At 61.9% G+C, this 14,938-nt stretch carries 15 protein-coding genes and 1 tRNA gene; 8 read left to right on the forward strand and 8 right to left on the reverse strand.

The features are described from left to right. Window positions 1–23 precede the first annotated feature (23 nt). Both GPICK_RS04435 and GPICK_RS04440 read left to right on the forward strand, forming a co-directional pair. Entirely contained in the window at window positions 24–470 is a 447-nt protein-coding gene (locus GPICK_RS04435) for a response regulator transcription factor (protein WP_236685648.1), read from the forward strand. 101 nt (window positions 471–571) lie between these two features. Beyond that, window positions 572–1,336, forward strand: coding sequence for a DUF4350 domain-containing protein (locus GPICK_RS04440; protein WP_039740823.1), 765 nt, complete (start codon window positions 572–574; stop codon window positions 1,334–1,336). Between the two features lie 6 nt (window positions 1,337–1,342). Here GPICK_RS04440 and GPICK_RS04445 read toward each other — a convergent pair whose 3' ends face one another. Beyond that, on the reverse strand, window positions 1,343–1,831 hold the full coding sequence (locus tag GPICK_RS04445) for an FmdB family zinc ribbon protein (RefSeq protein WP_039740825.1): 489 nt from the start codon (window positions 1,829–1,831) through the stop codon (window positions 1,343–1,345). Between the two features lie 82 nt (window positions 1,832–1,913). Then, on the reverse strand, window positions 1,914–3,065 hold the full coding sequence (locus GPICK_RS16550) for a PAS domain-containing protein (RefSeq protein WP_052263279.1): 1,152 nt from the start codon (window positions 3,063–3,065) through the stop codon (window positions 1,914–1,916). Between the two features lie 550 nt (window positions 3,066–3,615). Here GPICK_RS16550 and GPICK_RS04455 point away from each other — a divergent pair. Further along, the gene (locus tag GPICK_RS04455) at window positions 3,616–4,950 is read left to right on the forward strand and encodes a DEAD/DEAH box helicase (protein WP_039740826.1); all 1,335 of its coding nucleotides are present in this window, start codon (window positions 3,616–3,618) and stop codon (window positions 4,948–4,950) included. Window positions 4,951–5,102: 152 nt separating this feature from the next. After that, window positions 5,103–5,285: a MerR family transcriptional regulator gene (locus tag GPICK_RS04460; protein WP_039740828.1), complete on the forward strand. Its 183-nt coding sequence runs from the start codon at window positions 5,103–5,105 to the stop codon at window positions 5,283–5,285. 93 nt (window positions 5,286–5,378) lie between these two features. Here GPICK_RS04460 and GPICK_RS04465 read toward each other — a convergent pair whose 3' ends face one another. Next, entirely contained in the window at window positions 5,379–5,594 is a 216-nt protein-coding gene (locus GPICK_RS04465) for a hypothetical protein (RefSeq protein ID WP_039740831.1), read from the reverse strand. Between the two features lie 427 nt (window positions 5,595–6,021). Here GPICK_RS04465 and GPICK_RS04470 point away from each other — a divergent pair, with 427 nt between their 5' ends. Next, window positions 6,022–6,378 carry a DUF4124 domain-containing protein gene (locus GPICK_RS04470; RefSeq protein ID WP_039740833.1) on the forward strand — a complete coding sequence of 119 codons (357 nt, stop codon included), beginning with the start codon at window positions 6,022–6,024 and terminating at the stop codon, window positions 6,376–6,378. Window positions 6,379–6,483: 105 nt separating this feature from the next. On the opposite strand, the gene GPICK_RS04475 is transcribed toward GPICK_RS04470, so the two are convergent. After that, window positions 6,484–6,560: transfer RNA gene (locus GPICK_RS04475), tRNA-Arg, on the reverse strand. Between the two features lie 138 nt (window positions 6,561–6,698). Here GPICK_RS04475 and GPICK_RS04480 point away from each other — a divergent pair. Continuing rightward, complete coding sequence (locus GPICK_RS04480; RefSeq protein WP_039740835.1) at window positions 6,699–7,556, forward strand: MBL fold metallo-hydrolase; 858 nt, start codon at window positions 6,699–6,701, stop codon at window positions 7,554–7,556. A gap of 4 nt (window positions 7,557–7,560) precedes the next feature. On the opposite strand, the gene GPICK_RS04485 is transcribed toward GPICK_RS04480, so the two are convergent. Beyond that, window positions 7,561–8,250: a DUF1573 domain-containing protein gene (locus tag GPICK_RS04485; RefSeq protein ID WP_039740836.1), complete on the reverse strand. Its 690-nt coding sequence runs from the start codon at window positions 8,248–8,250 to the stop codon at window positions 7,561–7,563. A 187-nt stretch (window positions 8,251–8,437) separates the two neighbouring features. Here GPICK_RS04485 and GPICK_RS04490 point away from each other — a divergent pair, with 187 nt between their 5' ends. Further along, entirely contained in the window at window positions 8,438–9,892 is a 1,455-nt protein-coding gene (locus GPICK_RS04490) for a DUF3426 domain-containing protein (RefSeq protein WP_039740837.1), read from the forward strand. A gap of 130 nt (window positions 9,893–10,022) precedes the next feature. Here the strand turns inward: GPICK_RS04490 and GPICK_RS04495 are convergent, their stop codons facing one another. Then, on the reverse strand, window positions 10,023–10,190 hold the full coding sequence (locus tag GPICK_RS04495; protein ID WP_039740839.1) for a DUF362 domain-containing protein: 168 nt from the start codon (window positions 10,188–10,190) through the stop codon (window positions 10,023–10,025). 264 nt (window positions 10,191–10,454) lie between these two features. Here GPICK_RS04495 and GPICK_RS04500 point away from each other — a divergent pair, with 264 nt between their 5' ends. Next, a complete protein-coding gene (locus GPICK_RS04500; protein WP_039740842.1) occupies window positions 10,455–11,720 on the forward strand; it encodes an acetate kinase in 1,266 nt (421 codons plus the stop codon). A 79-nt stretch (window positions 11,721–11,799) separates the two neighbouring features. On the opposite strand, the gene pta is transcribed toward GPICK_RS04500, so the two are convergent. Continuing rightward, a complete protein-coding gene (pta, locus tag GPICK_RS04505; RefSeq protein WP_039740844.1) occupies window positions 11,800–12,801 on the reverse strand; it encodes a phosphate acetyltransferase in 1,002 nt (333 codons plus the stop codon). Between the two features lie 131 nt (window positions 12,802–12,932). Continuing rightward, entirely contained in the window at window positions 12,933–14,921 is a 1,989-nt protein-coding gene (locus GPICK_RS04510) for a methyl-accepting chemotaxis protein (protein ID WP_052263280.1), read from the reverse strand. Window positions 14,922–14,938: the final 17 nt, after the last annotated feature.

The following is a 14,938-nucleotide window of genomic DNA, read 5'->3' on the forward strand; positions in this document are numbered from 1 at the left end:
GGTAACGGCAGGGAGCAGTAAGAGTGAACGCTGCAGCGCGGAGGGGGGACGAGAGCCCCCCTCCGGCGTTTCAGGGAGAGGCGGAAGGGATGATGAGCGTTGCCGGGAACGGGGAGAGTGCCGCGGGACATATTCTGCTGGTGGAGTGCGACCGGGAGAGGCGGAAAAGCCTCGGTTTCGTGCTGAGGCTTGCCGGCTTCCGGGTGACCCCGGTGCGGACGCCGTTCGAGGCCCTCGACTGGGCGGTGAAGCGGCAGGGAACGCCGGAACGGTTCACCGCCCTGGTGGTCGGGTCACTGACCTCTCCCGGCGATGCCACCTGGCTGGCGGCGGAGCTTGCCGGCGCCGGGGTGGCGCTGCCGGTCGTCCTGGTGGCCGAGGGGGCGGATGTGGCGCCGTGGGGAGAGGGGGTCGTTGCCTGCCGGCCTGAGGAGGTTGCCGTCCGGCTTGAGTCAGCGTTCGGCGGTTGAGCCGTCCGACAAAAATTGCCGCCCCGGATGAATTCGTGTTGCCATTTGCAGGGTAAGGGGGTATAAAGGACCTTAATAGTCCTGTTCGGGAGGGGGTAATCATGAAAAAGTTTCGCACTCGTCTGTTCTCCGGCCTCATGGCGGCAGTTGCCGCCCTGCTGTCGGCCGTGGCCGTCTCCTGGGGGGCGGAGCCGCAGCTTCTCGTGGATCAGGGTCATGGCCAACGCTTCGTCATCGAGGAGGAGGGTGAACTACAACTCTCGCGATTTGCCGCCATTCTGAGGGAGGAGGGGACGCGGGTCGGGTCGACGCGGGAGCGCCTGACCGACGCATCCCTGGCAAAGGTCGACGGGCTCGTCATCTCCGGTCCCTTTGCAGAGGTGGAGGCGGCGGAGGTGGAGGCGGTGGTCCGCTTCCTGGAGCGGGGCGGGCGGGTGGCGCTCATGCTTCATGTCGGCCAGCCGCTGGCCGGCCTCATCCATCGGGTGGGTGGAGACTTCTCCAATGCGGTGCTCCACGAACGGGAGAACGTCATCGGGGGAGACGACCTGACGTTCAGGGTGCGGGACCTGGCGTCCCATCCCCTCTTCAACGGCGTCGAGCAGTTCGGTCTCTATGGCGTGTGGGCCCTCGACGGGTTGAAGCCCCTTGCCCGCACGAGCCCCACGGCGTGGGTAGACCTCAACGGCGACGGGAAGCTGTCTGCCGGCGATGCGACGGGGAGTTTCACCGTGGTGGCGGAGGGGAGCGTCGGCGCGGGGCGGATCCTCATCTTCGGCGACGACGCCATCTTCCAGAACAAGTTTCTCGATCCGGACAACGGCCGCTTGGCGCGGAACCTGGCCCGCTGGCTGGCGGGGCGTTAGGCCGGCTCAGAGCGTGTAAAGGGTGTCGTCGTGGGCGGGAGGGGTGTACTTTCGCTTCAGCCCGTGGATCCCCTCCTTCGTGAAAAGGGTTTCCTCGTCGAAGAGCTCTCCCATCTGTTCCTCGATCTTCTCGGGATCCTCGCCGGCTTCGAGACGGCGCAGCGCCTCTTCGAAGCCGGTGCCGAGGTTCATCCCCGTCGTCTCCTGGAGCCGGCGCATCAGTCTCGCCATGGCCCGAGGGTCGTTTTCGTCCATTCCTTCCATCTCGCCCGCAAGCCCCATCATCGCCTTCTCCAGCTTCTCCCCGTCCAGGTCGGGCACCCCCTCTGCCGGCTCTTCGCTTTGTCCCCTGGAGATGGCGAAGTGCGACACCTGCCGCTCCAGGTCGGGGCGGCCGCAGCGGGGGCAGGAGGGGTGCCGGTCGGTATTCACCCGGCGGGAGAGGAAGTTGAAGATCGTGTGGCAGTCGCGGCAGTAAAACTCGTAGACGGGCATGGAGGCTCCTTTCAGGTGTTGCTTGCGGTACGATACGCAGGGTGGGCGCCGCCGTCAAGGTCTGCGGGGGCTCCCTCCTCCCTCACCCCTCCGTTTCGAGCTCGGCCAGCCGCTGCCGCAGCCGTTCCTCCTCCCGCCACCGCTCGGTGACGTCGCGCTGGATGGCGACGAAATGGGTCACCTGGAAATCGCGATTGACGATGGGGGTGACGAACCACTCCATCACGAACTCGCGCCCGTCCTTGCGGTAGTTGACGGTTTCGCCGCGGAAACTCTGCCGCTGGAAGAGCTCCCGTTTCATCCGGTCGAGGACTTCCCGTTCGGTCTTTGGTCCCTGCAGGATGCGCGGTGTCTCTCCCAGGACCTCTTCGGCCTCGTAGCCGGTCATCCGGGTGAAGGCCTGGTTGACGAAGACGATGCGCGGTCCGGGGAGCGCAAGGTCGGCGGTGGTGATGGTGACCGCCTCGCTCGTCTGCTCGATGGCCGATTCCAGGAGCCGGAGCCGCTCGTCGGTCTGTTTCCGCTCGGTGATGTCCATGAGGCAGACCGGCACGGCATCGAACTTTTCCCGCTCCGCGGGGATGGAGACCGTCGCCAGCAGGGTCTTGCACTCGCCGCCGAGGGTAAGGGCGAAAAACTCCTCGCGGAACTCCCCCGGCTCCCCCGCCAGGGCCACCAGGGCGGAACGGAAAACCGGCATTGCATCGGGGGCCACGAGCCGGTCCAGGGCCCCCAGGAGCTCGTCCGTCTGCCGGGCCCCGAAGAGCGCCAGTGTGGTCTCGTTCACCGCCAGAACCCGGACCATGGCAAGGAGTTGCGCGACGTACGCCGGCTGCTCCGCCAGATAGGTCGCGAGGTTCCGCTTCTCGATCATCTTCAGGGAGTCGATCTCGTCCTTGACGGCGGAGAGGTCCAGCTCCCACAGCGATACCGGCACCCCGTGGAAAAGGAGCTGGAACCGGTCTTCACTGACGCCCGCCGCCCGGGAGGCCCGCACGACCTCGTGGAGACTCCGCGTCAGGAGCCGAAAGAGGAGGATGGCCGTCAGGGCGATGAAGAGCCACCCCTTCAGGGTCTGGAGCCGGACCGAGGCGGCCGGGTCGGTGACGAAGAGTGCGAGGAGTTCGTCCGAAAAAAGAATCCACACCCCACCGGCAATGGCGTAGATGGCGGTGATCCGGAACGCGAGGATGCGGGCTTCCGTCGGGTAGCCGAACGATGGGCTGAATTTCATGGGGCGCCCCCTCCTTCTCCCTTAAAGGTAGCAGGGTTGACGGGCCATGCAAGGGACTCCCGAGGGTGGATACGATAAGAGCCGGCATCGCGAATGTCGGCTCTTCAGGTATTCACCTCGGTTTTGTTTTTCATTTCAGTATGTCTCCGATGAACCCGTTGCCAGGTTCTTCGCGCGATCTCGCGGTTTATTCGGTGATCATCGGGGGAGCGGAGACACGTTCCCTTTTTCACCTTCCTTTTGAGTATAGAATATGCCCGAGGGGAGAAAAAAGCAAAGGAGGACCCCCGGGAAAGCGTTGCGGCACAAGGGATTGCAGCCGGTTGCGGAATGGCTTCCGACGCCGCTCTGCCGCGGGGTTCCGCCTTCTGCCGTCACCGGAATCTCCGGCAAGGCGGTTTCGGGCGGAGGTCAAGGGCTTCCCCGCCGGTGATTTTATTTTCTGGACGCTGCAGAGTCCGTTGTGTTACGGTGGGGCATCTCCAGACGTTCTCGAGCCCCGGTTCCTGCCGGGGCTTTTTTTCTTCACCACGAACAGTAAAGGATTTTCATGGAATTCACTGCATTCAATCTCCATCCCCAGATCGCTGCCGGCGTCCAGGAAGCAGGCTACACCTCCCCCACGCCGATCCAGGCCCAGGCCATTCCGCCGGTCATGGCGGGACGCGATGTCATGGGCCTGGCCCAGACCGGCACCGGCAAGACCGCGGCCTTTGCCCTGCCGATCCTGCACCGGCTCATGACGGGAGAACGGGGGCGCGTCCGTGCCCTCGTCGTCGCCCCGACCCGCGAGCTGGCGGAGCAGATCCACCAGAGCATCCAGACCCTCGGCCATAAGAGCCGCCTGCGGAGCGTCACGGTCTATGGCGGCGTCGGGGTCAATCCCCAGGTGCAGAAGCTGAAGGCCGGCGCCGAGATCGTCGTCGCCTGCCCCGGCCGGCTTCTCGACCACATCAACCAGGGGACCATCGACCTCTCGCACCTGGAGGTGCTCGTCCTGGACGAGGCCGACCAGATGTTCGACATGGGGTTTCTCCCCGACATCCGGCGAATCCTGAAGCACCTGCCGGCAAAGCGGCAGACGCTCCTCTTCTCGGCCACCATGCCGCCGGACATCCGGACCCTCGCCCACGACATCCTGCGGGATCCGGTGACGGTCCAGGTTGGAAACGTGGCGCCGGCGGTCACCGTCACCCACGCCCTCTACCCCGTGGAGCAGCACCTGAAGACGCCGCTGCTCCTGGAGCTGCTTCACCATACCGACACCGAGTCGGTGCTCGTCTTCACCCGCACCAAGCACCGGGCCAAGCGCCTCGGCGAACAGCTGGAGAAGGCGGGATACCGGGCGGCGTCACTCCAGGGGAACCTTTCGCAGAACCGGCGCCAGGCGGCACTGGACGGTTTCCGCGACGGCACCTTCCAGATCCTGGTCGCTACCGACATCGCCGCCCGCGGCATCGATGTCTCCCAGGTGTCCCACGTCATCAACTACGACATCCCCGACACGGCCGAGGCCTATATCCACCGTATCGGCCGCACCGGTCGGGCGGCCCGCAGCGGTGACGCCTTCACCATGGTGACGCGGGATGATGCCGCCATGGTCCGCACCATCGAGCGGACCCTCAACGCAACGCTGGAGCGCCGCACCATGGACGGTTTCGATTACAGCGTTCCCGCACCGAAGAAGGACACCGAGTTTGCCCGCCCGCCCCGCCAGCCGATGCCGGGCCGCAAACCGGCCGGAGCAGGGAAGGGTGATTCCCCGGCAGGCCCGAAAGGCGCAAAGGATGCCGCGCGACACCGGCATCAGCCCGGCCACGGGGCACGTTCCGCGGGAGGGCCCGCGGGGCCTCGCGGCAGACAATCGCGACGGACGGGCAATTGAGGAATTCAGGGTCGGGAAAAGGGATGCCACGTGGCATCCCTTTTTTGTATGGCGTGTACTGCGGAGTGACGTACGGCTCTCATGACTTTCTGTGGTAGACTTTTTCCTGTGGATGAAGATGGAGAGCGTTTACGGGGAAAGGAGAGGCGGCCATGTCATTCGTGAAAACCTGGTACACCCTGGAAGAGGCAGTGGCGAAATTCGGTGTGGAGAAGGGAGCGATTCTGCACTGGGTTGAGGAAGGGATCGTTCGGACGGAGGATGCCAACGGGAAGGTCGTTCGGGTCAACGGTGACGACATCGAGCTTAAAGTTCAGGAGTTGACCCGCCTCTGACCCCGCGACCACTGAAGGATAAAAAGAGATCACCGCGAGGGAGCCGGCGGGATCCCTCGCATCTCTTGTTACCAGGATGGGCTTGGCCGGGAATCAGGCGGCGAAGCTGTAATCGTCACCCTCGACGCATTCGGAGAGCGCTTCCAGGAACGACTTTTCCTGGGGGTCTGCAACGATTTCGGTTACGCCGTGGTTGACCGACCAGACGGTGCCGCAGATGCTGCACGTGCTGATCGCCTCGGAGAAGCCTTCGGAGCTGAGGTTGATGCTCTCTTGTTCTTCGTGGGTCTTGCATACCGGACATTTCATGATGTTTCTTCCTTTCGTTCACGTTTGCGGAGCGTTGTGAATGCTTCTTTCTGCTCCTCCATTGATCGTTGATTTAGTAAAACTATAAGTGCCGTTTCTGTGGATTGCAAGCGGTAATTTAAAAAAAGATGCAATAAAACAGCATGTTGTGTATTCGATGTGCTATTGGTTAATCCGTTTTTTTGTTTTTTATAAAAATAAAATTTTATCCAAACTGTAACTATTTGAATTTATTTGAATATGCGACGAAGAACGCGGTTTTGGAAACCGAGACGTATGTTTGCCATATGAAGTCAATGAAATTGGGGGGTTATGGAAAAGGTCGGATTGCATTCCGGGTACAACGGATGTTGAAAATGGCTTGACTCGGTGGCGTCCGAGGCTCCATAACCAATAGAGTGGCCGCGGGCGTTACCGGGAGGAGACGATGAAAAGAGTGCTTTTGCTGCTGCTTCTGCTGGCGTCTTCAGCGTATGGGGAAATTTACACCTGGCGCGATTCGAAGGGGGTAAGGCACTATACCAACAGCGAGTACGAGATTCCCGAGCGATACCGGAAAAAGGCAAAAGTTCTCGACTTGGGGATAGGCACGAAGGCAGCGCCGCCACCGTCGCAGGGGGGGACGCAACCGCCTCGGGGGGAGGGTGTGACGGGGACCGCTCCCCAATCCGTGCCCCCCGCTGGCCCGGTGGCCAGCCCCGGATCCTCCCCTCCTCCCGCGGACGGGGACAAAGGGGGGCGTGCGAAAAGAACGCATGACAGAAACGGGGCTCGGGAGGAGTGAGGGAGGTGGGGGCAGGCCGAGGTCTGCAACGTGGTCGGTTGTTGGATGTAATGTGAGAAATGAGAAAAGGCCTACGCGTGGTGGCGTAGGCCTTTGACTTTTAAATGGCGGGCGGCAGGAGGCTCGAACTCCCGACCTCAGGCTTCGGAGGCCTGCGCTCTATCCAACTGAGCTAACCGCCCGCGAACTTCTATCAATACACTATTTGTTCGATTATCTCAAGCTGAAACTTTATGGTCCGGAGGTGGGGTCTGCAGAGGTTGTTATTTGGGGCGCGGTTTTGGTACACTGGACACAAATTTATTCAAGGTGTGCGATCAATGAGGCCGATTCCGATATTTCTGACGTTGTTGATGCTTGCGGGACTTCTCTGTCGGCCGGCAGGGGCGGCAAACTACGAGGTGAAGAAGCTGGAGGAGGGGGTCTATGCGGCCGTCGCCCTCCCGGAGGGGAAGGCGGTCAGTAATGCCCTGATCATCGTTACTCCCTATCAGGTGATTCTGGCGGGGGCCCACTTCGTCCCGGAGGGGATCAAGGAGCTGGTCGCCGACATTGCGGAGATTACCCCGATACCGCTGCGGTATGTCATTCTGACCCATCATCACCGGGGCTTCAACTATGTCGACTTCGACTTCCCCGCCAACGTCGAGATCCTCACCTCGTGGCAGACCTGGCAGGCGCTCAAGGGGGAGTCGCGCCCGCTGCGCAACCACGTAACCTTTTTCGACAAGGGGATGACCCTGTTGCGCGGCGACGTGGTGATCGTGCTCAACAATACGGAAAACGGCCACAGCGAGGGGGATGTCTTCGTCTATCTGCCGAACGAGGGGGTTCTTTTTACCTCGGACCTGTTTTTCAACGACGTGGTCGGGTATATGGGGGATGGGCACATGCGGGACTGGATCATCACCCTGGAGACGCTGGAAGGGGTGGGGGCGAAGCACGTGGTTCCGGGGCTCGGCCAGCCGACCGACCGCTCGGGTCTGCGGCGTTTCACCCTCTTTTTCAAGGATTTTCTGACCGAGGTGCTCCGCCACATCGAGGCCGGTCATGCTCTGGCGGAAACGAAGAAGCAGTTCCATCTCCCCCGTCACGAGAATCTGCCGGGATACAAGACGTTTTTCGACGTCAATGTCGAGCGGGCCTACCTCGATCTGAAGGAAGGGATCGCCCCCTGAGGGGCTACTTCCCGACCGAGCCGTAGAGCGGTACGCTGATCTCCGGTCTTCCCGGGATGTCGGTGCCGATGGCGAGGTATCCGCTGAGGAAGCGGTCTTCGTTACGCGGGGTAACGGTTACGGTGATGGTGGCGTTCTCCCCCGGTTTCAGGGCGGTCCTTCTGGCGGCGGCCTTTACCTGGGGCATGGGAGTCGTAACGGAGACGATCTTCACCGGCCGTTCCCCGTGGTTTTCCACCGTTAGCTGGACTTCTTTGCTCCCCCCAACCTTTATCACCCCCAGATTCAACTGGCGGGGCGATACCACAAGCTCTTCCCGAATGGTCCCCTTCACGGTGAGGGTGAAGGACGGCGTGGCCGGATCGTTGGTCTCGACGGTGATGGTCTTGGTGATCTTGCCGCTGAAGTTTGCCGAATCGAAGGTCGTTTTCAACTCGGCGGTTCTGCCCGGTTCGATGGATTTGGTCGAAACATTGGCGACGGTGCAGCCGCAGGAGGTCTTGGTCTTCAGGATCGCGAGGGGGGCGTCCCCCCTGTTCTTCAGGGTAAAGACGTGGTCAACCTTCTTCCCGGCAGTGATTGTGCCGAAGTCGAAAACGGGCCGGTCGGCCGAGATTACCGGAGCCGCCAGGGCAGGAGCGACGGCGGTGAAAAGTGCAATGACGAGCGTGGGCAGAAATGAGCGACGATACATGGCCTGGTCCTCGAAGCGTTAAGGTTGGAATCATCTCTGTTTCCTATAGCATAAAAGGTGACGGTGAGGCCATATTGAATTGACACTCACTTGCTTCTTCTGCTATAGAAAATAGCCGAAAAGGTAGCCGGGACGCGGGTTTTTACCGCAGCCGTCCCGGTGGAACCCTCTCCCCGCGGAGTGACGCATGATCATTCAATGTGCCCAGTGCAGCAGCAAGTTCAGGCTCGACGATTCGAAGGTCACCGAGTCCGGGATCAAGGTCCGGTGCTCCAAGTGCAAGCATATCTTTGTCGTAAAGAAGGACGTTCCCGCAGAAGAGCCTGATCTCGACCGGATACTCCAGGGACTTCAGACGGCGGGCAGCGAGGAGCGTTCCGCCGCGGCTCCCGAGGCGGCCACCCCGACGGCTGAAGCTCCGGCACCGACTCCGCTTCCCGCTGATGATGCCGGCCCTTTTTCATTCGCAGCCGAGGAAGAGGGTGTTTCTTTCGGAATTCCCCCCGCCGCGCCGCAGGAGCGGGAACCGGCGCCGGTCCTTCCCTCGCCTGCTGCGGAAGACGAGTTCGTATCGTTTGCCGCGCCGCGGCAGGAAGATGGGTTTTTCGGCGAAACTCCCGGTGTCGCTTCCGGGGTTGCCGAAGAGGCTGTCCCCGGGGGGGCAGTGCCGGAAGAGCCCGCTTTTTCCTATGAAGAAGAGAACGTTTTCGGTGACGTGAGCCCTGAGGTCTTCGCCGCCGCCACGGCAGTCGATACTTCCCGTCATGAGGAGGGGGGAGAGTCTGCCGAGATCACCTTCGAATTCGAAGATGAAACGGATGCCGATTCCCTGGGGCTCGCACCCGACGAGAAGGTTGAGGAATCCTTCGATTTCGGAGAGATCGATTTCGGTATCGAGGATTCCGGCGAGGGAGAGTCGACCGATGTCTCGACCCCTTCTCTGGAATTCCCCTCTCCGGAGAAACGCGACTCCGTCGCCCCGGCGGAGGAGGTGCCGCCTCCTGTTGCGCCGGTTCCCGAGGAGGTGCCACCGGTCGCCGTTCCCTTCGGAGAGGACGATCTTCCCCCCCTTACCATCAGTTCGCGGAAAAAGGGGTCGTCGTTCTTGCCCGCAGTAGTGATAGCCGTCTCCGTTCTTGTGATAATCGCCTTGGCGGGAGGTGGATTCTACTTCTTCAAGGAGGGACCCGCGGCCCTTGATCGCCTCGGCATCGGTTTTGTGGCGCAGTGGCTCGGTATGGAAACCCGCGAGGAGGGCGGAATCGGCATCGACAAGGTTCGGGGCGCCTACCTCAAGAATGTGGAGGTGGGAGAGGTCTTCGTCATCAGGGGGGAGGCCGTCAACAACTACCGCAAACCGCGGGCGTCAATCCAGGTGAAGGGAGCTCTGCTCGGCAGCGGCGGGCAGGTCCTGCTGCAGAAGATCGCTTTCTGCGGCAACAATCTCACCGACGAGCAGGTTCAGACCTTGCCGGTGGCCAAGATCGACGCGGCGATGAATAACCAGTTCGGCGACTCCCTGGCCAATCTCGGCGTCCCGCCCGGCAAGCGGATACCGTTCGTCGTAGTTCTGCGGAATGTGCCGAAGGACGCGGTTGATTACAGTGTGGAGATGGTCGGTTCCACGGTCGCCAGCCAGTAGCCGGCATCGGTGTGACTGTGAAGATACGCAAAAAAGGCCGGGTATGCCGGCCTTTTTTGCGTGATAAGGATGAAAAAATAAAGCCGGTCGGAATTTTTCCGACCGGCTTTACCCTCTGCATAAATGATGCTTAGGCGTGGATAGCGCTGACGGGGCAGGTGTCCACGCAGGCGCCGCAGTCGATGCAGGTGTCGGCGTCAATGGCATGCTTGCCGCCCTGCTCGCTGATGGCGTTTACGGGGCAGGAATCGTCGCAGGCGCCGCAATTGGTGCAATCGTCGGTAATGGAATGGGCCACGGTTCAACCTCCTTGTAAGATTCTGTCCGAAGACAGTTTCCCGTAAACATAACATGCGCATTTTTAAAAGTCTAGCCGAAAGGTTGTGAACCGGATTGCCGTCGGATAAAATAATCTTGAATTTAACCCATTGCTATTGTATATGTAAAAAACAGTTTTATTTTTGCTCTTCAGTTGCCCGAATGCATTCGAAATCATCTTGAAATCTTTGGTTTTAATCCTGTTTAACGATTTTTATTTTCGCTCAACGGTCAGGAGGATGTGATGGTCATACTTGCCCTCAACTGCGGCAGCTCTTCGGTGAAATACCAGCTGTTCGACTGGGAACGGAAGGAGGTCGTGGCCAAGGGGATGGTGGAGCGGGTGATCATCGGCGACTCGTTCATCATGCACGAGGTGCCGGGGCGCGAGACCTACCGCAAGGACTCCGAGTGCCCCGACCACAAGATCGCCATTGACCTGATCATCAAGACCCTCGTCGACCCCGAGCAGGGGGTCCTGAAGGAGATCAACGGCATCTCGGCCGTCGGTCACCGGGTGGTGCACGGGGGAGAAATGTTCACCCGCTCGGTCCTCATCGACGAGAAGGTGCTCGATGCGGTCAAGGAAGTCCAGCACCTGGCACCGCTCCACAATCCCCCCAACATCGCCGGGATCGAGGCCGCCCAGGCGGTGCTTCCCGATGTCCCCCACGTGGCGATCTTCGACACGGCCTTCCATCAGACCATGCCCGAGCATGCCTATCTCTATCCGCTCCCCTACGAGTGGTACGAGAATTACGGGGTGCGGCGCTACGGGTTCCACGGCACCTCCCACCTCTACGTTTCGAAGCGGGCTGCGGTGCTCCTCGACAAGAAGCCGGCGGAGTGCAACATCATCACCATGCATATCGGCAACGGCGTCTCCCATTGCGCCATCAAAGGGGGAGTCTCCGTCGATACGAGTATGGGGCTCACCCCCCTCGAAGGGGCGATGATGGGGACGCGGTGCGGTGATATCGACCCCGCCATTCCCGCCTTCATGATGCAGAAGGAAAACCTCTCGGCCAAGGAGATCGACAGCATCCTCAACAAGAAGAGCGGGGTGCTCGGTATCACCGGACGCTACACCGACCGCCGCGACGTGATCGAAAACGCCGCCAACGGCGACAAGCGGTGCCGGGTGGCCCTCGACATCGAGGCGTACCGGCTCAAGAAGTATATCGGCACCTATATGGCCGCCCTGGGGCGTCTCGACGCGGTCGTCTTCACCGCCGGCGTCGGCGAGATGGGGTGGCCGATCCGGGAGCGGACCCTCGAGGGGCTGGAGGGGATCGGCATCAGGCTCGACAAGGAACGGAACAAATCGGCCATGACCCGCAAGCGCGAGACCCTCATCACCACCGACGATTCCCCCATCAAGGTCTACGTCATCCCCACCGACGAGGAGCTGGTCTTCACCGAAGACGTGGTCGCCATCCTCGATGGCACCTATACCGACCACATGCAGTTCGACTACTCCTTCGGCCGGGCCGATTTCGTCAGGAAATAGCCCGCCGGGGTTGCAGGAGACGCAAAAAGGCCGCCGAGGCATGACCCGGCGGCCTTTTTGCGTCTCGCCCGTATTTTCTCTATCCCTGGGCCTGAACCGCCGTGATGGCGGCCACGTTGACGATGTCTTCCACGGAGCAGCCGCGGGAGAGGTCGTTGACCGGCTTTGCGAGCCCCTGGATGATGGGGCCGATCGCCTCGGCGCCGGCGACGCGCTCCACGAGCTTGTAGGCAATGTTGCCGGCGTCCAGGTCCGGGAAGACGAGAACGTTGGCCTTGCCCGCCACGGCGCTGCCGGGGGCCTTGCGCTCGCCGACCGTGGGGAGGAGCGCCGCATCGGCCTGGAGTTCGCCGTCGATCTGAAGGTTTGGGGCGATCCCCCGGGCGATCTTGATCGCCGCAAGGACCTTGTCCACGTCCGGGTGCGTGGCGCTCCCCTTGGTGGAGAACGAGAGCATGGCCACCCGGGCGTCCACGTCGAGGAATGAGCGGCAGTTGGTGGCGGTGGCCACGGCGATCTCCGCCAGGGCCTGGGAGTCCGGGTTGGGGTTCACGGCGCAGTCGGCGAAGAGGATGATGCCGTTTTCGCCAAAGGCCGGCGTCTTGGTCGCCATGAAGAAGAACGAGGAGACGGTCTTGATGCCGGCGGCGGGGCCGACGGTCTGGAAGGCCGCCTTCAGGACGTTGCCGGTGGTGCCGGTGGCGCCGGCCACCTCACCTCCCGCGTCGCCCTGGCGGACCATCATCCCGGCAAAGTAGAGATAGTCGGGGGCGGTGAGGAGCGTGAGCGCCTCCTCTTTCGAGAGCCCCTTGCTCTTGCGCAGTTCCACCAGCGCATCGGCGTATTCCTGCAGCTTTGGCGAGGTAGCCGGATCGATCACCTCCACCCGGGAGATGTCGGCGCCCAGTTGAGCAGACTTGCCGGCGATCACGGCGGGGTCTCCGAGCATGACGACTTTGGCCAAACCTTGTTCCACAATCTGCTGGGCGGCGGCGTACATCCGATCGTCATAGCTCTCGGGCAGAACGATGGTCTGCAGATTTTTTCGGGCCTTGGCCCTTATTTGCTCCATCAAGTTCATGGCTATCCTCCTGATATTGGGTTAAAACAAGATTATACTGTATAGCGCAAGTGGGAGAAAGGGGTCAACAAAAAACGCCCCTTTGCCGGCGTTCCCGTGCCGTGCGAAGGGGCGTTTTCGAGCCTGTCAGCTCAATGGGGGTGGGTGCATTCGTTTCTGATATGGTCGAGCAGGGTGACGATGGTTCCGGAGATCTCCTCCATCTCTTCGTAGATCTTCCCCGCGCGCGCCTTGTCCCCGGAGTTGCAGGCGGTTGCCGCCTCGCGGGCGAGGGCGTGGATCCGCTCGTGGGGCGCGTCGATGGCCCGGAAGCTCGGCGCTGCGCCGCACAGGGTCTTTCCTTCGCCGTCGTACCACGTGCCGAAGCGGCAGGTGTGGTGGTCCGGAATCTGTCCCACGTCGATCTTCTTGCCGCCATTGAGGCAGGAGCCGAGCTTGTTGACGAAGATCCGGTGGTCGGTCTTAGCCAGTTCGAGCATGAGCAGCCCGCTCACCTCGGTCTTGAACCCGACGGTGCTGTTGCGGATCTCCTCGTCGATCCCCGAGAGGCGGTAGACGGCGTCCTTGACCTCGGTGGACATCCGCTCCATGGCGGCCGCCGAGGCGGAGGTCTTCTCGATGTTCTGCGCCATCTCCTGGGCGGTGGCCGACTGTTGTTCCACCGCCGTGGCGATGCGGGTGATCTGGTCGCGGGCGGTGCTCGCCTCGTCGAGAATGTGGCGCAGCGATGCCCCCACCTCCCGGATGTACTCAGTGGCGCGCCCCACCTCGCCCGACGCCTCGGACATGGAGCGCCGGGTCAGCTCCGATTCCTTCTGCACGGTGCCGATCTTGGCGGAGATCTCCGCGGTGGCCTTGATGGTCCGCTCGGCCAGCTTGCGGACCTCGTCGGCCACCACCGAGAACCCCCGGCCGCGCTCGCCGGCGCGGGCCGCCTCGATGGAGGCGTTGAGGGCGAGGAGGTTGGTCTGGTCGGCGATGTCGTTGATGACCGTGACGATGTCGCCGATCTCGGCGGCGCTGCCGTTGAGCCGGTCGATCATCGCCGACAGTCCGGCGGTGGCGTTGTGGACCCGTTCGATCGTTTCCACGGCGCCATCGGCCCGCTCCTTCCCCTCCAGGGCGGTTTTCATGGCCTCCGCGGAGGTTTCGGAGGCGACGACGGCGTTGCCGGCCACGTCGTTGATGGTCTGGCTCATCTCCTCGGCGGCGGTGGCGATCTGGGATGCCTGGAGCGACTGCTCCCGAGTGGCGAGGGCCGTCTGCTCGGCCTTCTCCTTGACCGTGTCGACGATGGAGACGACGTGGTTGATGGAGGCGAAGATCTTGTTGATCATCTCGTTGAGGGAGCGGGCCATCGTGTTGACGTCCCGGGCGAGCTGGCCGAACTCGTCGCTGCTCTCGTCGTCGATGTGGACGCGGAGATTGCCGTTGGCCACCAGGTTCACCTTCCCGGCCAGGTCGGCCAGGTTGCGGGTGATGTTCTTCGCGACGATCCATGAGGTGAGGAGTATCAGCAGGAAGATCGCCGTGGCGGCCACGGCGAAGCGGATCGCGTTCTTCCAGAAGAAGGCGTTGACGTCATCGAGGTAGATGCCGCTGCCGATGATCCATCCCCACGGCGCGAACCCCTTCACATAGGAGACCTTCAGCACCGGCTCGGAAAAGCCCGGCTTGGGCCAGAGGTAGTAGACGAACCCCTCTTTCTTGCTCCTGACGGTATCGACAAACTCGACGAAGAGCTTTTTCCCCTTCGGGTCCTTGAAGTCGGAGAGATTCTTGCCGTCCAGCTCCGGTTTGTACGGGTGCATCACCATGGTCGGCTGCATGTCGTTGATCCAGAAGTACTCCTTTTCCTGGTAGCGCATGCCCCTGATGGCGGCAATGGCGGCGTTCTTGGCATCCTGTTCCGAAAGCTTCCCCTCCGCCGCCAGCTTCTGGAAGTGGCCGAGGAGCGAGTGGGCTGTCTCCACGAGGTGACGGGTCTTGAGCTCCTTTTCCCGCGTCATGTCCTGCTTGAGAAAGATGAGCGACATGGCGACGAGGACGGCGATCCCCGCAAGGGCGCTCAGGATGATCATCCAGAGCTTTTTCCGGACCTTCAGGTTTCTCAATTTCATGTGCGTACGCTGCCTCC

The sequence above is a fragment of the Geobacter pickeringii genome (assembly GCF_000817955.1).
GTDB lineage: Bacteria > Desulfobacterota > Desulfuromonadia > Geobacterales > Geobacteraceae > Geobacter > Geobacter pickeringii.